The 23,412-nt window shown below is 66.2% G+C and carries 16 protein-coding genes; 9 read left to right on the forward strand and 7 right to left on the reverse strand.

What is annotated here, in order from left to right:
* The first annotated feature begins 5 nt into the window (after positions 1-5).
* The 5 genes from tssA to HWX36_RS31185 all read left to right on the forward strand — a co-directional run bounded on the left by tssA (position 6) and on the right by HWX36_RS31185 (position 8,180).
* Positions 6-1,127, forward strand: coding sequence for a type VI secretion system protein TssA (gene tssA, locus HWX36_RS31165; RefSeq protein WP_175957672.1), 1,122 nt, complete (start codon positions 6-8; stop codon positions 1,125-1,127).
* A gap of 121 nt (positions 1,128-1,248) precedes the next feature.
* Positions 1,249-3,807, forward strand: coding sequence for a type VI secretion system Vgr family protein (locus HWX36_RS31170; protein ID WP_175957673.1), 2,559 nt, complete (start codon positions 1,249-1,251; stop codon positions 3,805-3,807).
* Positions 3,807-4,856 (forward strand): DUF4123 domain-containing protein, encoded by a 1,050-nt coding sequence (locus HWX36_RS31175; RefSeq protein ID WP_175957674.1) that lies wholly within the window; start codon positions 3,807-3,809, stop codon positions 4,854-4,856. Before HWX36_RS31170 ends, HWX36_RS31175 begins: the two co-directional genes overlap by 1 nt.
* A gap of 155 nt (positions 4,857-5,011) precedes the next feature.
* On the forward strand, positions 5,012-5,932 hold the full coding sequence (locus HWX36_RS31180; protein ID WP_175957675.1) for a DUF3304 domain-containing protein: 921 nt from the start codon (positions 5,012-5,014) through the stop codon (positions 5,930-5,932).
* Entirely contained in the window at positions 5,919-8,180 is a 2,262-nt protein-coding gene (locus HWX36_RS31185) for a DUF2235 domain-containing protein (protein ID WP_175957676.1), read from the forward strand. The genes HWX36_RS31180 and HWX36_RS31185 overlap by 14 nt, the downstream gene beginning before the upstream one ends.
* 82 nt (positions 8,181-8,262) lie before the next feature.
* Here the strand turns inward: HWX36_RS31185 and HWX36_RS31190 are convergent, their stop codons facing one another.
* The 4 genes from HWX36_RS31190 to HWX36_RS31205 all read right to left on the reverse strand — a co-directional run bounded on the left by HWX36_RS31190 (position 8,263) and on the right by HWX36_RS31205 (position 15,309).
* Entirely contained in the window at positions 8,263-9,225 is a 963-nt protein-coding gene (locus HWX36_RS31190; protein WP_175957677.1) for an OmpA family protein, read from the reverse strand.
* A 4-nt stretch (positions 9,226-9,229) separates the two neighbouring features.
* Positions 9,230-10,219 (reverse strand): type VI secretion system-associated protein TagF, encoded by a 990-nt coding sequence (tagF, locus tag HWX36_RS31195; protein ID WP_175957678.1) that lies wholly within the window; start codon positions 10,217-10,219, stop codon positions 9,230-9,232.
* Positions 10,216-14,163, reverse strand: a complete 3,948-nt coding sequence (gene tssM, locus HWX36_RS31200; protein WP_175957679.1) for a type VI secretion system membrane subunit TssM — start codon at positions 14,161-14,163, stop codon at positions 10,216-10,218. Before tssM ends, tagF begins: the two co-directional genes overlap by 4 nt.
* A gap of 300 nt (positions 14,164-14,463) precedes the next feature.
* Positions 14,464-15,309: a M15 family metallopeptidase gene (locus tag HWX36_RS31205; RefSeq protein WP_175957680.1), complete on the reverse strand. Its 846-nt coding sequence runs from the start codon at positions 15,307-15,309 to the stop codon at positions 14,464-14,466.
* A 121-nt stretch (positions 15,310-15,430) separates the two neighbouring features.
* Between HWX36_RS31205 and HWX36_RS31210 the strand changes: the two genes are divergently transcribed.
* The gene (locus HWX36_RS31210; protein ID WP_175957681.1) at positions 15,431-16,378 is read left to right on the forward strand and encodes a phage tail protein; all 948 of its coding nucleotides are present in this window, start codon (positions 15,431-15,433) and stop codon (positions 16,376-16,378) included.
* A 206-nt stretch (positions 16,379-16,584) separates the two neighbouring features.
* On the forward strand, positions 16,585-17,610 hold the full coding sequence (locus HWX36_RS31215; RefSeq protein ID WP_175957682.1) for a transporter: 1,026 nt from the start codon (positions 16,585-16,587) through the stop codon (positions 17,608-17,610).
* 24 nt (positions 17,611-17,634) lie between these two features.
* Here HWX36_RS31215 and HWX36_RS31220 read toward each other — a convergent pair whose 3' ends face one another.
* Together HWX36_RS31220 and HWX36_RS31225 are read right to left on the reverse strand one after the other, a co-directional pair.
* Positions 17,635-17,787, reverse strand: coding sequence for a DUF1427 family protein (locus HWX36_RS31220; RefSeq protein ID WP_122944340.1), 153 nt, complete (start codon positions 17,785-17,787; stop codon positions 17,635-17,637).
* Between the two features lie 24 nt (positions 17,788-17,811).
* The gene (locus tag HWX36_RS31225; RefSeq protein WP_175957683.1) at positions 17,812-18,789 is read right to left on the reverse strand and encodes a zinc-binding alcohol dehydrogenase family protein; all 978 of its coding nucleotides are present in this window, start codon (positions 18,787-18,789) and stop codon (positions 17,812-17,814) included.
* 161 nt (positions 18,790-18,950) lie between these two features.
* Between HWX36_RS31225 and HWX36_RS31230 the strand changes: the two genes are divergently transcribed.
* Positions 18,951-19,871 carry a LysR family transcriptional regulator gene (locus tag HWX36_RS31230; RefSeq protein WP_175957684.1) on the forward strand — a complete coding sequence of 307 codons (921 nt, stop codon included), beginning with the start codon at positions 18,951-18,953 and terminating at the stop codon, positions 19,869-19,871.
* A 163-nt stretch (positions 19,872-20,034) separates the two neighbouring features.
* Here the strand turns inward: HWX36_RS31230 and HWX36_RS31235 are convergent, their stop codons facing one another.
* The gene (locus HWX36_RS31235; protein WP_175957685.1) at positions 20,035-22,203 is read right to left on the reverse strand and encodes a M1 family metallopeptidase; all 2,169 of its coding nucleotides are present in this window, start codon (positions 22,201-22,203) and stop codon (positions 20,035-20,037) included.
* Between the two features lie 642 nt (positions 22,204-22,845).
* Between HWX36_RS31235 and HWX36_RS31240 the strand changes: the two genes are divergently transcribed.
* Positions 22,846-23,340 carry an LEA type 2 family protein gene (locus HWX36_RS31240; protein ID WP_175957686.1) on the forward strand — a complete coding sequence of 165 codons (495 nt, stop codon included), beginning with the start codon at positions 22,846-22,848 and terminating at the stop codon, positions 23,338-23,340.
* The last annotated feature ends 72 nt before the right edge of the window (positions 23,341-23,412 follow it).

Raw genomic sequence — 23,412 nt, forward strand, 5'->3', positions numbered from 1 at the left:
GAACCATGCCGATCAATCTCCCCGAGCTGCTGACGCCGATCAGCGATGCGTCGCCCAGCGGCGACGACCTGCTGTTTTCGAACGAATTCGACGCGATCCAGGATGCGCGGCGCTACGACGATCCGACGCTCGACCAGGGCGAATGGGTGACCGAGATCAAGGAGGCCGACTGGGGCTTCGTGGTCGACCATGCGGGCGAACTGCTGCGCACGCGCACGAAGGACCTGCGGCTCGCCGTGTGGCTGACCGAGGCGCTCGCGCTCGAGGACGGCATCACTGGCCTCACCGAAGGCTATGCGCTGCTCGAGGGCCTGTGCCGCGACTTCTGGGACACCGTGCACCCGCTGCCCGAGGACGACGACACCGAGCACCGGCTCGGCAACGTCGCGTGGCTGTCCGGCCGCACGGCCGAGCTGCTGCGCGCGGTGCCGATGACGGACGGCGCATCGAACGCGTTCAGCACGCTCGACTGGGAAGTGGCGCAGCACGTCGCACAGGCCATCAAGCGCGACCCCGAACACGCGGACGAGATCGCACGCGGCAAGCCGTCGATCGAGCAGATCGATTCGTCGCGGCGCGTGACGTCGATCGCGTTCTACACGGCGTTGCTCGCAAACCTGAAGGCGTTCGAATTCGCGCTCGATGCGTTCGAGGATCGGCTCGTCGAACGCGCCGGCGATTCCGCGCCGAGCTTCCGGCAGGCGCGCGACGCGTTCGAGACCGTGTACCGGCTCGCCGAGCGCTTTGCGCGCGAGCAGGGCTATACGGGCAGCGCGCCGCACACGCAGTCGGCGCCGCAGGCGCAGTCCGAACGCATCGAGCCGGTGTTCGGCAATCCGATTCAGACCGAGGAGACTCATGTGCAGCCGCAGCCCGTTCCGCGCGCCCCGGTGCCGCAGATGATCGCCGGTATCCAGAACCGCGCGCAGGCCGTCGACCAGTTGCGCGCGGTCGCCCGCTATTTCCGCCAGACCGAGCCGCACAGCCCGGTCGCGTATCTCGCCGACAAGGCCGCCGAATGGGCCGACATGCCGCTGCACAAGTGGCTCGAGAGCGTCGTGAAGGACGACGGCTCGCTGTCGCATATTCGCGAGCTGCTGGGTGTGCGGCCGGACGAGCAGTCGTGACGACGATGCCGCGGCGACGCGCTTGACGCGTGCCCGGGCGCCGTCGTGCGGTGAGAGAAGGGCGCTTTCCTGAGAGCGCGGGCCCCGGCGGGTTCGCGGCAGACAAGAAGATGGGTGACGCATGAACGTGACAGAACTCGCGCAGGCGCTGCGCGGTGGCCTGATTCAGCAGGACCGCCTGCTGAAGACCGACATTCCGTCCTTGCCGAACAATGCGCTCGTGCCGCGCCGGGCCGTGACCCGTTCCGAGCAGGGGCGCGATTTCAGTGTGACGCTCGATCTCGTGTCCACCGCGAGCGACGTCGAACTCAAGACGCTGATCGCGCAGCCGATGACGCTGTGGATCCAGCAGGCGGACCGGTCGTATCGCCCGATCAACGGCTATGTCCATACGGCGCGCAGGCTCGGCGCGGACGGCAGCCTGTCGAGCTACCAGCTCACCTTTGCATCGTGGATGCACTTCCTCAAGTTCCGCAGCGACATGCGGTACTGGCAGGATCAGAGCGTCGACGCGATCCTCGCCGACGTGTTCGACGCGCATCCACAGGCCAAGGGCCGGTATCAGTTCGCGCTGTCGAAGCCGCTGCCGTCGCGCTCGTACTGCCGCCAGAGCGAAACCGACTGGAACTTCGTGCATCGCCTGATGGAGGACGAAGGGCTGTTCGGCTTCTGGCGGCACGCCGACGACGGCAAGACGCATACGCTCGTCATTACCGACGATCTGCATGCGGTCGACGAACTGGCGCCGAAGGTCGTCGGCTTCGATCGCGCGGGAGCGGGCACGGAAACGACCGGCTTTACGCAATGGGCTGCGTCGAGGACCCTGCAGAGCACGCTTCACACGACGCGCACGTTCGACTACAAGTCGCCGTCGTCCGCGGGCAACCCGAACGGCACGACGCTGCCGACCAAGGCCGGCCAGGGCGATCTGCCGGATCAGGCGGAAATCTACGAATACACGGGCGCCTATACGTACCCGGGCCAGGATCGCGGCGAACATCTGTCGAAGATCCGCCTCGAGGAATGGGAGTCGCGCGCGAAGCGTTTCTTCGGCGTGGGCGGCGTGCGCGGGATCGATGCCGGCCGGCGTTTCACGCTGGCCGGCCATCCGGAGCACGACCGCGATCCGGAAGGTGATCGCGAGTTCGCGGCGATCGGCGTGACGCGCTACATCGAGAACAACTTGCCGTTGTCGGACCACGAGGCGCACTTCCCGCACAGCCTGCAGGAGCGGCTCGCGCAGGCCAAGGCCGGACACGGTGCGGCGGTGGCGTTCGAGGTCGGACATGACGACGGCTCGGCCGGGTTCTATCTCGTCGAGGTCGAGGCACAGCGCGCGAGCGTGCCGTATCGCAGCCCGTTCGAGCACAAGAAGCCCGTGATGCAGCTCGAGACGGCCGTCGTCGTCGGGCCGAAGGGCGAAGAGGTGTATACGGACGAGCTGAACCGGATCAAGGTCAGGTTCGTCTGGGACCGGCAGAACCAAGGCACCGAAACCGCGTCGTGCTGGATGCGTGTCGTGCAGTCGGATACCGGCGGCGGTTACGGCGCCGTCCATATTCCTCGGGTCGGCGAAGAAGTGCTGATCGGCTATCTCGGCGGAGACTGCGACCGGCCGATCGTCATGCATCGCGTCTACAACGGGGCCGCCAAGCCGCAATGGCATAGCGACGGCATCCTGTCGGGCTTCCGGTCGAAGGAGTATGCGGGGTCCGGGCATAACGAGATGGTGCTCGACGACGCGACTGGCCAGAACCGTGCGCGACTGTTCAGCAGCAGCGCGAATTCGCTGCTCCATCTCGGCTACCTGATCGAACAGAACGGCAACACGCGCGGCGCGTATCTCGGTTCGGGGTTCGACTTGCGCACGGATGCGTATGGCGCGGTGCGGGCCGGGCAGGGACTGTACGTCACGACGCATCCGAAGCAGGCGAACAGCCAGCCGCTCGACGTGCGCGAGACGCAACAGCAGCTCGTCAATGCCGAGGGGCTGATCGAGTCGTTGTCGCAGGTCAGCGAAGCGCATCAGGCGGAAAGCCTCGGCGACGGTCACGATGCGCTGAAGACGTTCACCGACGCGACGCAGGAGAGCGTGGCGGGGGCGTCGTCGGGCGGCCGGACCGCCGGCGGCGGAACGGGGAGTGCGAATGCGTTCAAGGAACCGGTGATGCTGTTCGCGAGCCCGTCGGGGATCGGGATGGCGTCGCAGCAGTCGGTGCACCTCGCGAGCGACCGGCAGACCAATATCGTCAGCGGTCAAAGCACCTTCATCACGAGCGGCAAGTCGCTGATCGCCGGCATCCGCGACCGCATCAGCCTGTTCGTGCAGAACGCCGGAGTGAAGCTCTTCGCCGCGAAGGGCAAGGTCGAAGTGCAGGCCCATGCGGACAATATCGAAGTCACCGCGCAGAAGGCCGTGAAGCTGGCGGCGGCGACGGAGAATGTCGACGTGGCCGCAAAGCAGGAGATCCTGCTGACGTCGGGCGGTGCGTATATCCGGATCAAGGGCGGCAACATCGAGATTCACGCGCCGGGGAAGATCGATTTCAAGGGCGCGCAGCACACGTTCGCCGGGCCGACGAGCATGCCGTATCCGCTGCCCGCGATGCCGGGCGGCACGTGCAAGCAATGCGTGCTGAACGCGCATAGCGGGCGCGAATCGATGGTCGAGGCCGATTGATGGACAACGTCAACGACGCGGGCGACGTGGTCGATCGGGACGATGCGGTCGAGGCAAGCGAAGCCGTCGACACCGCGCCGAATCCGCGCGAGCCGGCTTGGCCGGCGTTCCTGGAAACACTGAAGGCTTCGCTGGCGCAGGCGGACGGCGACGGCAGGGCGATGCGGCTTTATGTGCTCGTCGATACGCGCGGCTATCAGGAGCTGGATGTGCAGCTCGCGACGGTGCGCGGCCTGCGCTATGCGTCGCTCTGGATCGATACCGGGCTCGATGCCTATACGGATATCGCGCCATACCTGATCGCGTTCGATCGCGACGCGCTCGACGACGAGCATGCCGAGCAGCATCGGCTGCTGCGTCAGCTGTGGCTGGACGCGGTCGATCTGCACGCGGTGACATGGCTGCGGTCGACGTGGACGTTCGACGCACTCGATGCGCATCTGCGCCAGTACGTGCAGTACACGTTGCCCAATGGTCGCTCGTACTACCTGTTCTTCTTCGACAACCACGTATTCGAACGCTTGCGGCGGGTGTGGAGCGATGCGCAGGAGCGGCAATTCGTTGCGCCTTTCGCCGAGATCCGGTATCGCGATCGGCGGCTCGATGAAGTCGTGTGGCGCAACGATGCGCCGGCGATCGAAGGCGTGACGCCGGTGGGCGATGCGCCGGGCCTGAGCGAGCAGCAGCATGCGCAGCTGATCGAGCTCGGGTATCCGGACAAGCTCGTGCTGAAGTTTCGCGAGACGATGGCGGCGTCGATCGAGCACCTGTCCGACGAGGATCTGTATGACCGGATCGTCGAGCAACTGGCACGCGCAGCGAACTACGGAATCGTCGACGAGCAGCAGACGGCGTATTACGTATTGACCGGCGTGCAGGTCGCCCCTCGATTCGACGAGCACCCGGCAGTGCAGGCTTGTCTTGTTGCCGTGTCTCGCGGCGAGAAGAGTCTCGACGATGCGCTGTTGACGATCGATGACGCGACGTGGAATGCAATTCGCGACGACTACGATCGCAGCCTTCTGGAGGAACGTGACGGTGTGGCGTAAGTCTGCGACTGCCGTTTGCGACGGCAAGGTCGATACACGCACGGTATGGATGCCGAAGAAGCCGCTGTTCGACTCGACGAACGGAAATATCAAGCTGGTCGCCGTGCCGGCAAGCCCCGACGGCATGCTGCCGCGGCTATGTGAAGAGAGTGCTTATGCCTGATGTCATGCAATACGCTGCACCGGAATTCCCTGCGATCGTTCCAGGCCGTCGCGGTGCGCGCGCCGCTCGCGGACGGTTCTCCGCGGCGTTGCGAGTCGCCGCGGCAGGCTTGTTGTTCGTGTCGATGGCGGCATGCAGCAAGTCGGATCCGACCTACACCAGCATTTCGACCGAGGCGCTGAATTACCTGCCGTACAACCTCGTTCGGTTCACGATCACCGACCAGTTCGGCAACAAGGCGCGCGGCGGCGGTGATCTCGAACCTGGGGCGGGGGAGGGCAGCATCGCCTGTTGCTACTTGCTGAAGGGCACCGATTTCAAGGTTCAGTGGACGTATTACGATGCGGACGACTGGCGGCCGGGCGAGCAGGTCAAGAAACAGCAGGCGGAGACGGACGTTTCGTTGCCGCCGACCAAGGAGCCGGATTCGATCGGTTCGCGCATTCTCGAAGTTCACTTCTATCCCGATCGTCACGTCGAATTGGCATTTCCCGGTGAGATGCTGGGCAGCACCCGATTGCCGATCGTCGACGTGTCGCGTGACCTGACGAAACGGTACGGCAAGCGGCTCGACAAGAAGTACGACGACAATGATGCCCAGTCGCATCGCCGGATTTCGAGAACCGTCGCGGAAGCCTGGCTCAAGTACCGCTTCACCGATCGCAGCGACCTCGAGCAATACGCGTATTACGCGCTTCTGGTGAATCCCCGGTTCGACGCGCACCCGGCGGTGCAGAAACTCATTCAGTCGAGCAAGGGGAAGCCGGGCGCGTTCGCGAAGGCGGCCGCCGCGCTGTCGCCGACGGTTGTGAAGGAGCTGGGCCAGAGCCGCTTCCAGGCGGTCGCGGTGCCATCGATTCCGGCGGGGCTGGTGCCGCCGCCACGTGAGGAGAATAGTCATGGCCGGAGCTAACGATCGAAACGCCATTCGACTCGATCCGGACGATGCTACGCCGCAGAGTGTTCGAATGGCCGTCGACAGGATGGCGACGGCCAACTATCCGAAGGGAGACTGTCTGCCCTGCGGGGCGACGATCCGTATCGGCGTGTTCTTCGACGCGTTCGGTCGCAACAAGGACGAGGACGATCCGGACAGCGGGCTGTACTCGAACATTTCGCGCCTTTTCGATGCGCACCGCATCAATACGGACATCGACCGTCCGGTGAACCAGTTCTGGTTCCGGCTCTACTATTCGGGTCTCGGGACCGATCTCAACGCGGATGCCAAGTCGAATGCGTGGCTCAATGCCGGCCTCGCCGCGGGGAAAATGATCGGCAAGAAGGTGCTCGACGCAGCGAAGGGTGTCGGGGAGTCGGTCGCTCGCGTGAACCAGCCGATCAAGCAACTGGACGTGAAAGGTCGCATGACGACGGCAGTCAAGCAGTCCGTCTCGGGGTTCTCGTTTCGGCCGATGCTGAATGCTTTCAACGACTTCAAGAAAGACATCCAGAACGTTCCCCGAACCGCGCGCCGCATCGCGAACGTGCTGGATGCGTCGCCGGAGCGGATCTGGGAGCGCACGAAGGCGGGCGGCATCGCCGTGTTCCGGAACGCGAAGAACGACTTGAAGCACAATCCCCTCAAGATCGTGCAATCGACAGTCCGGCAGGTTATTACGGGAATCGCGATCGAAAACGTACCGATCGTGCGCGATTCTCAGGTGATGAGCGCGTACTTCGGTACCGGTGTCGATTCACGGCTCGTTGCCGCGAAGGACCAGCTGGAAAAGGCGATCGAGGCGGTCAAGGGGCAGACCTCGAAGATTCGAAAGATCGAGGTATCGGTGTTTGGCGCTGATCGAGGTTGCGTGCTGGCACGCACGTTCGTCAACGATCTGGCGACCAAGTACAAACGCCGCGACGACCAGGATCTTGCGATCAATGGCGTATCGCTGGAAATCAAGTTCGTCGGTCTGCTGGATGCGGTGTCGTCGATCATGTCGGAGGAGGCTGGCGAGATTATCGGCATCCTGCCGTTTCTTGGAACCATCAAGCCGAATTACAAGGACCGGTCGCTGGCCGTGCCCGCAAGCGTTCAGCGATGTGTGCATTTCGCCGCCGCTCACGAGATGCGCATGTACCAGCGCCTCGACAGCCTGGAAAAGACGCGTGCCGAGCAGCGGCTCTATCCGGGAACGAGCAGCGATATCGCGGGCGGCTCGTTGCATGGCTCGCTGGGCTTCAATGCCGAGCTGATGCGCATTCCGCTCAGGGACATGCTGTTTGAAGCGCTCAAGGCCGGGAGTGCACTCCTCGACATGGAAACGCTGGCCAAGCGGCGGCCTGACGTATTCAGCCGCTTCTCGATTGCGACGCCGATCACCTACGAAGGCAAGCAATACAAGATCAAGGCGCTGGTCGACGCATACCGCAAGGTCGTTCCGGATACACAGGGCGTGAACTTTCTGCCGCATGCGGAGGTATTCCTGCGCTGGATTGCCGTGCGATACCAGGATCCGGAATTCCGGCATTCGGTGACGGACCCGGCGACCGAATGGCGCAAGAATGTTGAAAAGGCTGACTACGACCGGCGCGACGCAAAGGCGAAGCTCGACTGGGCGATGATGGGCAGCCAGCGGATGGACTCGCCCGAGATCCAGAAGCTGAAGCTCGCGAAGCAGGCGGCGGACAAGCGTTACAACGATCTATGGAGTGACGTCCCGCCGAGCAACTACACGACGGTCTGGCAGCGCCTCGACAAGGAGGCGAAGGAGATGACCGGCAAGTGGGAGAAGATGCGGCCGGAATACGAGGCCCAGCAGCAGCGCCGCTTCACGCAGTCGTTCAACAACAAGCTGACCTATACGCCGCTGTTCCTCGCGCCTGCGTTTGCCCGCCACGTCGAGCTGAATGAGGACGAGGTTGCGCTGGTCAAGGCGTGGGAGCAGGGGTATCGGGGGAAGAACCCGCTACCGGCCGAGGTGATGGCGCTGTTCGACATGCTCGTCCACGACACGTTGCTGACGAGTTGGCAGGATCACGTGCTTGCGCCGTCGCTGTACTTCAGGACACGGGACAAGGACGTGTTCGGAAAGACCGACTATGCGAAGGAAGACAAGCAGCGCAAGAGCGACGATCTCAGCGCCGAACGGGTTGAACAGGCGAGCAAGCAGAGCCAGCAATGGGCGAAAAGTTACAAGGGGACGCCGCCGACACGTTGACGTCATTCAGCGGCGCGCAATCGTGTACCGCTGACTCCCCGCCACATCGGGGCGGCTCATCGTGAGCCGCCACCCCTCAAACCTACTGCCCCACCCGGAACTCGATCCGCCGATTCCGCGCCCGCCCGTCCGCCGTATCGTTCGGCGCGATCGGCTGATCCGGCCCGACGCCCGTCGTCGTCATCTGCTGCGGCGGAATGTTCTTCGTGATCAGATACCCCTTCACCGCATCCGCGCGCGCCTGGCTCAGCGCGATGTTCGACGTGCGGTTCCCCGAGTTGTCGGTGTGGCCGATGATGTCGACGGTGCGGTTCTGCATCTTCGCGAGCGCGGCCGCCATCTGGTCGAGAATCAGCTTGCCCTGCGGCGTGAGCGTCGCGCTGCCGGTCTCGAACTCGATCGTGCGGTTCGCGAGCGTCTGGTCGAGCACGCCCTGTTCGGACGCCGACACGCGCAGCCCGTTCCTGATCGTGTACGTCGGGTTCAGCGTGTTCGCCATGTCGCTCGCGAGCTGCTGGCGTTGCGCCTCGTTGTGCACCTCGCCCTTCATCTCGATCTGCGTGCCGTTGATCTTCAGCTGCCCCTTGCTGATCTGCTTGAGCTGCGTACCGAGCAGCTTCTGCACGTTCGCGCTCCAGTTCGGCGGCGTTGCAACGTCCCCCACCTCGATCTGGTCGACGACGTTCGCCGCGCCGTAGGTATCGCGCAGCTTCTGCAGCACGGCGGCCTTGGTCGCCTCGTCGGGTACCTTGCCGCCGACGACCACCTGGCCGGGCGTCGCATTAGCGGGCGGCGGCGTGATGGTGTTCGCGGTGCCGGCCGTGCCGTGCACGACGGCGCTGGAGGCGGTCCCCGGCGCGACGCCGGTGTTCGCGGGCAGCGTGGTCGTCGCGACCGTGCCGTTGCCGACCGGCGTGACGGTCGCGCCCGTGTTCTGCGCGAAGGCCGCGCCGCTGGCGAACAGCCCGGCGGCGAGGAGGGCGGCGACGGCGGGCGACAGGGCGGCCGAAAGGCGCGCGCGCCGGACGTGAATCGTGCGATGCATCCCGTCAGCCTCCGATGAACGCTTCGCGGAACGCGTCGATGGCGACGCGCAGCGAGAGTTGCGGTTGGTCGAGGTAGCTGACGAGCTTGCTGATCTGGTGATCGTTTTGCGCATGGGCGTCGATCCACTCGGGATCGTCGATGTCGATGTTGTGGGCGGCGTAGGTCTGCGGGTCGACGACGCTCAGCAAGGTTTTTGCCGACGCGCCGTTGAAGCCGATGATGAGCCGTTCGCGCTCGGCGATCGTGCCGATGAAGATCGCGAGCTCGAAGTCGGCCTGCGCGACGAACGGCGCGATCAGTTCGAGCCAGAACGCGGCGACGAGGCTGCGGTAGAACGGATCGACCGGCAGCGGCAGCGTGAGGCCGCGCTCGATGTGCGACGAGCCGCTCTGCATCACCGGCCGCAGCAGCGAGCCGAGCGCGAGCATCGCGCCGCGCAGCCGCACGGGATGACCGCTTTCGAGCAGCATTTCCTGGAGGCCGTGCAGCGACTGGTGTTCGACGAAATCGTTGAAGGTGCCGTCATGCGACGTGCCGGGGCCGCCGACGTCGATCGGCACCTGCGTGTCGCCGAGCGCCTGCAGCGCGCCGGGCGGCTCTTCCTTGCCGAGCAGCGGCGGGATCTGCGTGGCGACGCGCGACCACAGCCGCGCGAACGCGAGCGGGCTGCGCGCGAGGAACGCGAGCGGCCGGTCGACCTCGAGCGCGGTCGCGCCGAGGAACGGGAAGCGGCGCATCGATACGTCGTGGCTCGCGACCATGTGGCCCGCGATCGCGAGCTTGCTGCGCGAGCCGAGGAATGCGAAATGCATCGGCTTCGCATCCTCGTAGACGAGCTTCCAGCGCGGATCTTCCGCGAGCAGTTCGAGCGCCTGCGCGATCCAGCGGTCGAGCGTCTGCAGCAACTGCGGATTGTGCGGGCTCTTCACGAAGTCGCCGCGCGACGGAATCTTGCCGAAGTAGGCGATCTGCGCCTGTACGGTTTGCGTCATTGCGCCCCCTGTGCATTCGTTGCGTTGGCGGCCGCGACGGCCGGCGCTGCGGCCGGCGTGCCCGTGCCGGCGGACTGGGTCGCGTTCAGCGCGGCGCCCGCGCTCGCGTCCGCGACCGACGACGGCAGCTGCAGGCCGCGCAGGCTCTGCTGCTGCGGCTGGTCGCCGCCCCCGCTGGTCGGCTGCGACGTGCTGATGATGCGCATCGTCACCGACACGTTCACGCTGCCCTGCGCCCACGTCAGGTCGAAGGTGCCGTCCGGACGGCGCTTGCGCTGCGCCGAGTTGATCAGCTTCTCGAGACCGTAGCGGCCCGGCTCGTTGACGAGCTGCACCGTGCGGCCGTCGAAGGTCGTCGCGGACAGCGTCGCGCCCGGCGAGCCCTGCGGGTTCGGCCACACGAAGTTGGTCCACTGCGGCGGCGTGTTGCGGTAGCGCAGTTGCTGGCCGTCGATCGCGATCGTGTATTCCGTCGTGCCCGTGCTCGGCTGCGGCAGGATCTGGAACACCGTCTGCGGCTCGGACGACGCGGCCGCGCTGCCTGCCGCACCGCCGGCGAGCGGCGCGACCCAGCGCGCGAAGCCGTTCGTGAAGTCCGGCGTGAGGCCGATGCCCATGTCGCCCCACGTGCGGGCGGCGAGGGTGTCGCCGCGGCGCACCGCGAGCGGCCCGAGCGTCGTGCCGACGAACTTCGCGATCGAGCCGTCCGGACCGAACACCTGCGCGATCTCGCCGGCGCCGGCCTCGACCTTCGCGTTCGCCGCGAACGGGTACTTCGTCGCGAGCGAGTTCTGGAACGGCTGGTAGACCTGCGCGTTCCACACCTTGTTGACTTCGGCGCTGGCCGGCTGGATCACGACCGCGAACGCCTGCATCAGCGGCCGCACCAGCAGCGGACGCAGCGACTTGCGTTGCGAATCGGTGAGGCCCGTCAGCATCTGCTCGTCGACGAGCTTCAGCGAATCGGCGAGTTCCGAACCGTTGCCGTCGAGCGTCTGCTGCATCAGCTGGCGCGCGCCCGGGCCCGGGTCGCCCTGGTTCTTGATCACGTTGAAGCGCGTGCGGACCTTCGACAGCGAATCCATGTAGCTCTTGAGCATCGACGTGCCGTCGTGCGTCGCGACGATCCGCGCGAGCCCGATGAACTCCTGGCCGATCGGACCCATCGGCACCTCGGCCGGATTGCCGTTGATGTCGATGTTGGCGGCCGCCACCTGGCCGGCCTGCGAGCGCGAGAACAGTTGCTTGACCCAGTTCACGACGCCCGTTTGCGCCTTCTTGATCGTCACGTTCGCGAGCGACGGGTTGTCCCACGACGTCTGGTCGTACGCGGTCTCGAGGATCTTGCGGATCGGCGAATCCTGCGGATCGCCGAGGCGGTTCATCCCGTCGACGGCCTGGCCGAAGCTGCTGAAGCCCTGCACCGCGATGCCCTGCATGAACTTCTGCCAGTGCTGCGCGTACTCGGTCTTGTACATGCCGACGAGCGTCTTCTGGATCTGCTCGGGGCTGCCCTCGAGCGTCAGGTCGTCCTGCGTCGACGTGTTCAGCACCCAGTCCTTCGCCTGCAGTTCCTTGGTCGCCGCGTCGCGGATCGCCGGCTGCACGTAGTCGAACCACGCTTCGCGCGTGAACGTGCCCGGAATCGCGTAGCTGCCTGCCACGAGGCTCTGGTTGCCGTCGCCGACGATGCGCGCGATGGTCATCGGCGCGAAGCGGGTCGATGCGCGCGCCTTGATTTCCTCGTACACGCGCTGGCGGGCCGGCATGCCGCGCACCACGCGGCGCAGGTTCTCGCGGGTCTGGTCGACGAGCGCGAGGTTCGCGTCGATCATCGGCCAGTCGTCGTCGTTCACGCGCGACAGGTAGAACGAGATCATGCGCTCCGCGCTCTTGATCATCTCGTCACGCGGCATGTTGCCGCGATTCGTCTCGAGCCAGCCGCGCCAGAAGCGGGCGAGCTGGTCGGTCAGGTGCGCCTGCTCGACGTGACGCTTGTCGGACAGCATCAGGTACGTCTTGAGCGCGTTGTACGCGTCCTGCACGTTGGTCGGCGACGCGTCGCTGTAGAGGCCGCCCTGCGGTGCGGCCGGCTGTGGCGCGGCTGCGGCCGGCGCGGTGCCGGATGCGGCCAGGGCGGCGCCGGCTTGCGGCGCGGCGCCTGCCGCGTTCGTCGAAACCGGAATCGCGCCACCCTGCACGGCGCCCGATTCGGGCGGGCGCGTCATCGGCACGAGCTGCTCGGGGTGCGCGTTCACGTCCTTCATGAACGATGCGAGGTTCTGCGACACCGGGGCCAGCAGGATCTGGCGCACGCCGTTGTAATACTCGGTCAGCAGGTGCTGCTCGAGACGGTCGCCCTGGTACAGGCCGAGCGACACCGAAACCGGCTTGTCGCGGCGGAACTGCTCGAGCTGCTCGATCCGGTCCTCGAGGATGTCCATCGCCTGCAGGCGCGACTGCAGGTCGTTGCGGCCCTGCTGCAGCCGCGTGACGTTGTCGAGGTCGGCCTGCACGTTCGCGACGAGCTGCTGGTTGCCGATCGTCGACCAGGTCCAGCCGCCGAGCGCGAGCGCGAGCGCCGCGACGAAGCCGAAGAAGGTCGCGTAGCGCAGCCGCGTCTTGGTCGGGCTCGCGAACTGCCGCACCGTCTGGCGGTCCGCGAAGATCACCTTCGAGAACAGGTCGCGCAGGAAGAAGCCGTTCTTCGAGAACGCGCTGTGCGGTTTCGGCAGCGCGGTGCCGTCGAGGCCGAAGCGATGCGCGATGCGCTGTGCGGCCGCGCTGTTGGTTTCGCCTTCCTGCAGCGCGCTGGTGAAGTAGAAGCCGCGGAAGATCGGCTTGTACTGGAACGGGTTGTTCTCGAACAGCGTCGCGAGGAACGCGCGCAGCGACGGCTTGATCGTCGAGAATTCGAGCGGGAAGCTCAACTGGCCCGGCGACAGCTGGTTGCCGCGCGACAGCGACAGCTGCGCGACGCTGATTTCCTTCAGCCCTTCGTAGAGTTCCTCGAAGTGCGTGTCGAACTGCGCGACGACGTCGCGCTTGTCGTCGGGCTCGTAGGGCAGGGTGGCGCCCCACACGCGGTCGTACTCGTGCTTATCGCTGCTGCTGAAGAACTCGGTGAAGCCGGTGATCAGGTCGGCCTTCGTGAACATCACGTAGACCGGCGCGAACACTTCGAGCTTCTCGGTCAGCTCCTGAACGCGCTGGCGGAGGTTCTTCGCGAGGTTGATCGCGAATTCGGGGCGGTTGCCGGTGAGTTCGGCGATGCTGGCCGTGACGATGATGCCGTTGATCGGCGCCTTCGGGCGATAGCGCTTGAGCAGCCCGAGGAAGCCGAGCCATTCGCTGCGGTCTTCCTCGTGCACCGAATAGCGGCCGGCCGTGTCGAGCAGGATCCCCTCGGTCGTGAAGAACCAGTCGCAGTTACGCGTACCGCCGATGCCGTGGATCACCGCGCTGTTCTTGTCCGCGAACGGGAACTGCAGGCCGGAATTGAGCACGGCGCTGCTCTTGCCCGCGGCCGGGTTGCCGATGACGATGTACCACGGCAGTTCGTACAGCGCGGAGCCGCCCGACACCTGGCCGATCTTCGACGTCTTGATCGTCTTCACCGCGTCCGACAGGCGCGTGCGCAGCACGTCGAGGTCGGCCGTCTTCGCGTCGGGGGCGAGCGCGGCGGCGGCGGGCGCGGCGATCTTGCCGGTTTCCGCCTGCTCTTCCAGCACCTGGCCGAGCTGCTGGTTCGCGCGCTTCACGCGCCAGCGGCGCCACAGCGCGACGACGAGCCACAGCACGAGGATCGCCGCGAACGCGATCGCCGCCCACAGGAGCGGCAGCTGCAGCATGTCGGCGACGATGAAGAGAATGGCCGCTAGCGCGACGATCCCGACGATCGAGAGCGTACGCGGATGAGTCAGCACGTTGAGGATGCGTTGCATAGGACGTTCAGGTTCCGGTGCGATTCGGTGAGGCGACGCAGGCGCGCCGAGCGGTAAGGGTGGCGCCGCGATGTGTCGCCATGCTGTCAAGCGGGATGAAGGGGGCTGGCATCAATGCGCCCGCGGCATCGGAGAAGGCGCGCGCATTAACGAAAGGACGCTGTGAGATTTAAAACGGAAGCGGCGGCCGGAAAAATCGCGCACCGGAATGCATGATTTTTTGCGCCGCCCATATCGTTTCCTGCCGGGATATTAAAAAGCCCCATGCCGCCCTCATTATTTCCTGTCCGGCAGCCCTGGCTAGCTGCCGCGTCCCAGTTTAAAACCGGGTTTATGGTATTCCACGTGCCCAAGATCCATCATTTTCCAGCGGCCCCCCCAGGTCAGGCCAACCTGTTCGGCGACCTGGCCATACAACTGGTAGCCGCGCATCGCCCACGGATCTTTCTCGGAAATGACCAGCTTGCCGTCGCGCAGGAATGCATTGTCGGCCGCCAGCCCGAATTGGTGATAACTCTGGAAGGCTGCCGCGTTGGTCACGCTACCGCCCATCTGCGCCAGCCGGTTCTGCCGTTCCGGGCTCCGGTAGCCTTCCAGCAACGCCATTTCATAACCATATTGTTCGTGCATGATCTTGTAGACCAGCAGCAAACGCGTACGGAAATCCGGATCCAGCAGGTTCCAGTCGCGGCTCGCATCCTTCAGCGCCGGGCGTACCTGTTCGACTTCCTTGGTCGCGAAGACTTCCGGCGGCAGCGGCGGGGGCGGCACGAGTTGTTCGCCCTGCAGCAGCGCGGCGATCTTCTCGTCGGGCACGCGCGCCGTGTCGTCGTACTGGAACAATTGCCGGCCGCGTAACGCAATGGCGACCAATGGCGGCGTCGCAAGAATACCTGCCGACACCACAATCATCAAGCGTCGCCGAATCAGTAAATTTTGCACGTCGTTTAAAGCACCGCGCGTAGCGCTTGCCGATTTAACAATCTGACTTCGCGTACGTGCGGCGCGATCGTTCGCACGGCGTGTTAGGCGGCCGTGAAACTGCGTGACGGATTCGAAAACGGTCGCGCGGATACCCGGTAAAAGCAACAGTGCCGCAACGGCTACGGCAAGGGCGAAATAGGCGACGAGTGCGACGGCAATCAAAGAAATCCCCGGAAATTGGAATTGATTGTGTTTTGCAATGCTTGCTCTTAGAATCAGGCTGCTTCGAGAGGCCGGGCTATATTATCGCGGTGAATTAAACCAGGATTCAATGAGACGCTGAATGAGTGCGCCGGAAAATTCAAATTCGAAATCTCCGCCCAGCCTGCTGTCCGATACCAAACCGGCAGGCAACGGAGCTCAGCAGTCGCGCATTCTCGCGAATCTGGAAGGACGTGTCACGCCGCCGGCCGAACCGCCGCGCCGTTCGCTGAAGGCGCCGATCGCCGCCGTCGTGGCCCTGGTGGTTGCCGTCGGTGGCTGGGGCGCGTGGCGCATGCAGCATCCGGGCGGGCAGGCTGCCGCCGTCACGGCCGAGGCTGCGCCTGCCGCTGCCGCCCCGGCGAAGGCCGCGGCGGCCAGCGACGCCGCCGTGCAGGTCGCGCAGAATGCCGCGTCCGCCGCATCCGCCGCGCAACCGGCCACGATCGTCAACGACGACGCAGCTTCCCGAACCGTTGCATCCGCATCGTCCGCGGACAACAGCCGCCTGTCGCGTGCGCTCGCCAATGGCGCCGACGACGCATCGGGCGCGGCCACGGCCGGTGCTGCCGCCGCTGCGGCTGCCGCGACGACCAAAGCCGCGAAGGCCGACGCCGCGAAGGGCGCGAAGGTCGCCGCGCATGGCAAGACCGACACGAAGGCCGATGCAAAGGCCGAAGCCCGCAAGCATCACAAGGAACAGCAGGCCGAGCTCGCGCAGGCGAAGAAGCATCGCGATGCGACGCCGACCCGCACCGCGAAGGCGGGCGGGAAAGACGATCCGGATGCGGATCTGCTCGCGGCGCTCGTCGCGCGCACGAAACCGGCCGACAAGAAACTCGCCGCGCAGAAGGCGCAGGCGGTGCCGACCAGGACGGCCGCGACGACCGGCTCGCTGGCGTCGCGCGTGAAGGAGTGTTCGGAGCGCGGTTTCTTCGAGGATCAACTGTGCCGCTGGCGCGTCTGCGAGGGGCACTGGGGCAAGGATCCCGCGTGCCCGAGCGCCGCGCAGTCGGAGACGCGGCAGTAACGCGTCTCGCGCGTGTCGACCCGCCGCACCTGCGCCGCCCGTTGGGCGGCGCTTTGCATTCGGGGCGCGGAATCGGCCGGCATGATGCGGCGTGACGCTGTCACCGGCGCGTCATGCCCGTCGGGCATACGTCTCCTTTCCTTTTCCGGCGCGGGCGCGCGGCCTGCTTTGCGCGGCGCGCCGTGCGCCGCACGACCTTCGACACGATGGACCTGATCGTACAGACTTACGGCGCCGATACGTCCGGCATGGTGTGCGGATTCCGCTTCGTGCCGGGCGGATCCGGCGCGACGCTCGATACGGACGCGGCTGCCGCGTGGCTGCGCGCATGCCGCGAGCACGATGTCGCGTCGGACGATTTCGTCTGGCTGCACTTCAATCTCGCGCACGGCGCGAGCGAGCGCTGGATGCGCACGCATCTCGGGCTGCCCGACAGCTTCTTCGAATTCCTCCACGAAGGCTCGCGCTCGACGCGCATCGAGCAGGAAGACGGCGCGTTGCGCGCGATCGTCAACGACGTGATGTTCAACCTCGAACTGACGCCGTCGGAGATCGCGACGCTGTTCGTCCACGTCGAGCGGCGCATCATGGTCACCGCGCGGCTCAAGCCGCTGCGCTCGGTCGACACGCTGCGCGCGTGCGTGCGCGACGGCGAGCCGTTCAGGTCGCCCGCCGAGCTGCTCGTGCACCTGCTGCGCGACCAGGCCGACCTGCTGATCCAGATCATGCGGCGCACGAGCGTCGACGTCGACCGTATCGAGGATCGCTTCCTGTCGATGCGGCTCACGTCGAGCCGCATCGAACTCGGCGCGATGCGCCGCACGCTGACGCGCCTGCAGCGCATGCTCGCGCCCGAGCCCGGGTCGATCTTCCGGCTGCTCGCGAAACCGCCTGCGTGGCTGCATCTGGAAGACGTGCAGGAGCTGCGCGAATCGACCGAGGAGTTTTCGCTGGTGCTGGCCGATCTGGCGGGGCTCAACGAGCGGATCAAGCTGCTGCAGGAAGAGATCGGTTCGCGTCTCGACGAGCAGAACAACCGGACCCTGTTCACGCTGACGCTCGTGACCGTGATCGCGCTGCCGATCAACATCGTCGCCGGCTTTTTCGGGATGAACGTCGGCGGCGTGCCGTTCTCGGAGAACAAGCACGGCTTCTGGCTGATGGTGTTGCTCGTCGCGGGTTTCACGGGGCTCGCCGCGTGGTGGGCGTTCCGCCGGCGCGACGACCGTTAGGGCCGCCGGCGCCGGATCGACCCGTCAGCGCAGCAGCGCGATCGCGCGTTCGCCGATCACCATCCCGAGCAGGCCCACGAGCGCGACGAGCGGCGGGGCCGGCGAGCGCACGTGCAGCAGCGCGTACAGCACGCCGACGCCGAGGCCCACCGCGAGCGAAATCACGTAATCCATCATGGCGGTCTCCCGTGTGGTCCGGTGTCAGGGCTTGAGAATGACGCGCTCGCGTGCACCGGCCAGCACCGCGCGATACGCGTCGTGTGCGCGCTCGAGCGGGTAGACGTAGTCGTCGCCGATCGGGAACGGGCGCAGCGTGCCGTTGCCGAAGCCGGGTGCGAGCGTGTCGAGGATCTGCGCGACCGTGGTACCGCCGAGCTGTAGCGAATCGACGCCCACGAATGTGTGCTGGCCGCGATAGAACGCGAAGATGTCGAACGGCACGCTGCGGTCGATCGTCGAGATGAAGATCTGCCGCGCACCGATCGCCATCGACGCGTTCGCCGCTTCGAAGTACGGGCTGCCGACCGTGTTGTAGACGATGTCCGCGCCGTGGCCGCCGGTTGCCGCGCGCACTGCGTCGGCCACCGATTCCTTCGACGCATCGATCATGCGCACGTCGCCCGATGCGTGGCCGCGATAACCGCCGGCGCTGCGCTCGACGCCGATCACGGTCGCGCCGTGCGCGGTCGCGAGCTGGATCGCGGCCTGGCCGACCTTCCCGTTCGCGCCGAACACGAGCACGACGTCGCCGGCCGTCGGCATGCCGGCGCGGCGCAAGCCCTCGTATGCGGTGACGAACGGCACGCCGACGCCGGCCGCTTCGTCGAGCGTCAGCACGGCGGGCTTGCGGCGCACCAGCGCCGCGTCGAGCACGAGCCACTCCGCGTGCGAGCCGTCGCGATGCACGCCGAGATCGCCACCCGAGCCCCACACCGGCGCGCCGATCCAGCCGTCCGGGCCGCTGCGCACGATGCCGGCCCAGTCGCGCCCGGGCGTGCGCGGCCACACCGCGTGCGGCATGCGGCCGAGCGCGGCCTTCACGTCGCTCGGGTTCACGCCGGCCGCGCGCACCTCGATCAGCATCTGGCCGTCGGCCGGGACGGGCGTGTCGATTTCCCTGACCCGCGCGTCGAGCGACTCGATGTCGGCGGCGGGGGCGTCGAAGCGGATGCTGCGCATGATGATCTCCGTGGCGGATGGCTGTCGCGCGGCCCGGCGGGGCGGGGCGTGCAGCGGTTGAAAAGGATGAAGGCAGTCTAGTCGTCCCGGTTTGACGCGGAAACGTGCAAAGGCGGATGATTGTTTTGCGATAGACGCATAGCCAAATCGGAAGGCACTGAATGGACGACTTTCTTTCCCCGCATCTGGCGCTGTTCGTCGACGTGGTCGACCAGCAGAGCTTCTCGGCGGCCGCACGCCGGCTGGGCGTCGCCGCGTCGTCAGTCACGCGGCGCATCGACCGGCTCGAGACGCAGCTCGGCATCCGCCTCCTGCATCGCACCACGCATGCGCTGCGGCCGACCGAGGCCGGACAGCTGCTGTACGGGCGCGCGACGCGGATGCTGGCCGAGCTGCGCGGCCTGCAGGAAGACCTGCACAGCCAGCATGACGAGCCGAGCGGGCTGCTGCGCGTCGACTGCCCGGCGCCGTTCGGCCGCCGCCACCTGATGGCCGCGCTGGCTGCGTTCATGCAGCGTCATCCGGCGCTGCAGGTCGACCTGGTGCTGACCGACTCCATGGTCGACCTGCAGGGCGCGCGGCTTGGCTCCGACGTCGATCTCGCGGTGCGCATCGGCCCGCTCGAGGACACGCGCTTCGTCGCGACCGTGCTGGCGCCGCAGCGGCGCGTGCTGTGCGCGAGCCCGGCGTATCTCGCGCGGCGCGGAGAGCCCGAGTCGCCCGACGCGCTCGCCGGCCACGACTGCCTGGCATGGCACGGTGCGCCGCCGCCGGGCGCGTGGCGCTTCGGCGAGCGCCGCCACGTGCCGGCGCAGCCGCGGTTTCGCAGCAATCATTCGGAGGCGTTGCTCGAAGCCGCGATCGACGGGCTCGGTCTTGCGCACCTGCCGACCTGGCTCACGGCAGACGCGTTGCGCGACGGACGCTTGCGCGCGGTGCTGCCGCAGTTCGCGGCGGCGCCCGAGCAGGCGACGATCCACGTGTTGCGCCAGCCCGCGCGCGGCACCGCACGCGCGTCGCGGCTCGTCGCGTTCCTCGCAACCTGGTTCGCGCAGCCGGCGTGGGATGCCGCGTGGGCATGACGGCGACGGCGGGCGGCACGCCGCGCGGCCGGCCGGCCGAATGCCGGACATCAACGCGCCGGGCATGAAAAAGGGCCTCGCATGCGAGGCCCGTCGAAGGTCGGAGAAGCCGGTACGCCGGCCGGCAGCCGCAGGCTGCGCGGCGCCGGCCGGATGCGCACCGTTACTGCGTCACTACCTTGCGCGGCTTGAAGATGCCCTGGTATTGCAGGGCCGGGCGTTCCTTCGTCACCGGCTCGATGCCGCCGAAGGTCGGCGTCTGGCGCAGCTTCATCGCGGCCGGCGAAGCGACCGAGCCGATCGACGTCGAGCGCGACGCGGGCGCGAGGTTGTTCGCGACGAGCAGCGCGGCTTCGCTCTTCAGGTTCGCGAGCAGGACCGGATCGGTCGAGCCGTTGACCTGCGTGAGCAGCCCGCTCCAGGCCGCGTCGCTGTAGTTCACGACGTAGTAGTCGAGCCCGCTCGGGTCGGCGACCACGCCCGAGCAGCCGTCGATCCGCGTTTGCGTCTGCGTATCCTTCAGCGCGAGCGTCGTGCGTTTCGCGAGACCCTGGCCGTACGCGAGCGTGATCGGCACCGTCCACTGCAGGCCCGGATACGCGTTCTTGTTCGGGAACGGCTGCTGCTTCAGCGTGACGACGGTCTGGTTCTTCGTCAGGTCGCACTGCGTGTCGAGCGAGATCAGCGGCACGCCGGTCTGGCGGACGTAGCTGTCGCCGATCGCGCCGATCGCCTGGCCGCTTTCCTTCGACAGCGCATCCCACAGGCGCTTCGGCGTACCGTTGCCGAACGAGTAGTCGACCAGGTACTGCTGCAGCCCGCGGCGCAATGTCTGTTCGCCAAGATAGTTCTCGAGCGTCTTCAGCACGTGGCCGCCCTTGTCGTACGTGAACGCGCTGGCGCTCAGCACGAAGTCGTTCGACGCCCAGCCGTTGAAGTTCGGCGCGACCGGGAACGCGTTGGGGCCGATGTCACGATTGATCACGCGGTACTTGTTCTTCACCTGGTCGAGCCAGCTGAACTCGTCGGGGAAGAACTGGATCGTCGTCTTCGTCTCGAAGAACGTCGCGAACGACTCGTTGAGCCACACGTTGTCCCACCAGTCGGTCGTGACGAGATCGCCGAACCACTGGTGCGCGACTTCGTGCGTCAGCACCTCGTTGCCATAGTGCGACATCGGCTGGCCCGGCTGCGGCAGGATGTCGTCGGCGAACTCGAGGATCGACCCCCAGTTCTCCATCCCGCCGAAGTTCAGGTCCTTCTGCTCCTTGAACGCGTCGTTCGCGGCCACCGTGTCGAACTTCGTGAGCGGCAGGGCAATGCCCGTGTAGCGGTAGTAGAAGTCGAGCGCCTGCTTGGTGCGGTCCATCGCCGGCTTCGCCCAGTCGCTCATGCCCGGCGGCGTGAACACGCGCAGGTGCAGGCCGCCCTTGCCGCCCGGCAGCGGGCTCGTGAAGTCGTCCTCGTAGGTGTCGAACAGGCCGCCGCCGAAGAACAGCAGGTACGACGGCATCGGCGGGGTCTTCTCGAACTGCACGAGCTTGTAGCCGCCGCCGACGTTGGTCGACGGCTTCTCGGCCGCGTTCGACACGACCCGCCAGCTCTGCGGCACTTCGGCCGTCACTTCATAGGTCGGGCGGAACGCCGGCTCGTCCCAGCCGGGGAACCACTGGCGCGACAGGTTGGTTTCGCCTTGCGTGAGGATCGCGCCGCTCGTCTTGCCGTCGGTGCCCTTCAGGTCGACGCGGAAGATGCCTTCCGCGGCCGAGCAGCCCGGATACGGATCGTTACCGCAGCTGCCGCCGGTCCTCGCGACCGGATCGTCATACGACTTGAAGTTGATGATGCCCGACCATTCCATGTGCAGCGAATAGTTGCCCGGCGAGATCGTGCCGCTTACGGGGCGCAGCTGATAGAAGTCCCCCTTGTCCTGCGGCGTCGCGATCAGCTGGATGTTGCCCGGCTGCAGCGTGATGCGGCCGTTCGTGAACTTGATCCGGTGGCCGGCGATCACGATGTTGTTGACCGGCTTCAGCACCTTGATTTCGACGTCGGCGCGGCCGTCGAACGCGTTCAGCGCGTCGTTCGGGCGGAACCAGAGCCGGTAGTTCACGGGTACCACGGTATCCGGCAACTCGACAGGCGATACGCTCTTGTCGACGTTGGATGCGCTTGGCGGCGCGGTGACGGCGGGCGACGAGCCCGAGTGCGGCGCGCCGGCGGAGCTGAGCGCGGAAGCTGAGCCCGCGCCGCCGTCGTCGCCGCCGCACCCGGCGAGCGCGAGCGCGGCGACGATCGGCAGATAACGCATCTTGCGAATGTTGATCGACATGACTGAAACCTCGATTGTTGAAAGAATCGTTCAGTGCTGCGAAAACGCCGGCAAAAGCAATCCCCTCGCCGCTAATCAACAGCGATGAAAATGCCAATGACGGATTATTCGAAAAGACGGCGGCCGACTACGTGAAGGTAATCATGGTTTACTGCCCCCTCTGGATTTCCGGATGTCGGTTAACTTGCCGGTTCAAAATGGCCGGGCGCGTGTTGTACTGAATTGATTTCGCGCGCACGACACGGAACCGCACGCCCTGCGCGGGCGCGCCATCCCCTTGAACAGACGACCTACGGGGCTGGCCGGGCCTGGCCGCAGGATGGCAGGAAGGCGTGTCGCCGTTCCGTAAAATCACCGTCATGCGGTTTCAAGGTTTGTCGGCTTGCTCGAAGGATGCGTAAATATACTTGATGGTTTTAGGTAAAGGAAACGAAAAATTTAGAAATTGCATCTATTGAATTCGTCGTGCTCCATTGAATGCTGGAAAGCATTAATGTGCTTTCCGTTCAGGTGGTATTTCCGTAGTTTTAATCTATTAACGATCTCGCGCGACTGCGAAAACTACGAAATCCGGCGTGCGCGGGCGTGCTCGGTACAATGCAGCGACGATCCGCTCACCGATTGCCGCTAGGAGGCCTTCCCATGACCCGAGCCCTGTTCCGTATCGCGCCGCTGCGCGCCGTGCTGCTGCTGTTTGCCGCCGTGCTCCTGCTCGGCGGTTGCGCGGGGCTGACGCGCGACCCGGTGCGCGTGTCGGTCGCCGGGCTCGACCCGCTCGTCGGGCAGGGCCTCGAGATGCGCTTCAGCCTGAAGCTGCGCGTGCAGAACCCGAACGACGCGCCGATCGAATACGACGGCATCTCGGTCGCACTCGACCTGAACGGCACGCCGTTCGCGAGCGGCGTCAGCGATCGCTCGGGCACCGTGCCGCGTTTCGGCGAGGCCGTGCTCGACGTGCCGGTTTCCGTGTCGGCCTTCGCCGCCGCGCGGCAGGCGTGGAACCTGCCCGGTGCGGCCGCGAACGGCGAGCTGCCATATGCGCTGCGCGGCCGGCTTGCGGGCGGCGTGCTCGGCACCGTGCACTTCAACGATGCCGGCACGCTGCGCCTGCCCGCGATGCCGGGGTGGGGCGGTTGAACCGCGCGAGCGCGGCGGCGCGGCGCGGGCGGGCTCCCGCGCTTTGCCGCGCGGGCAAAGCGCGGTAAGGTG

This window comes from Burkholderia sp. BCC0405 (assembly GCF_902833075.1).
In the GTDB taxonomy this organism is placed as follows: domain Bacteria; phylum Pseudomonadota; class Gammaproteobacteria; order Burkholderiales; family Burkholderiaceae; genus Burkholderia.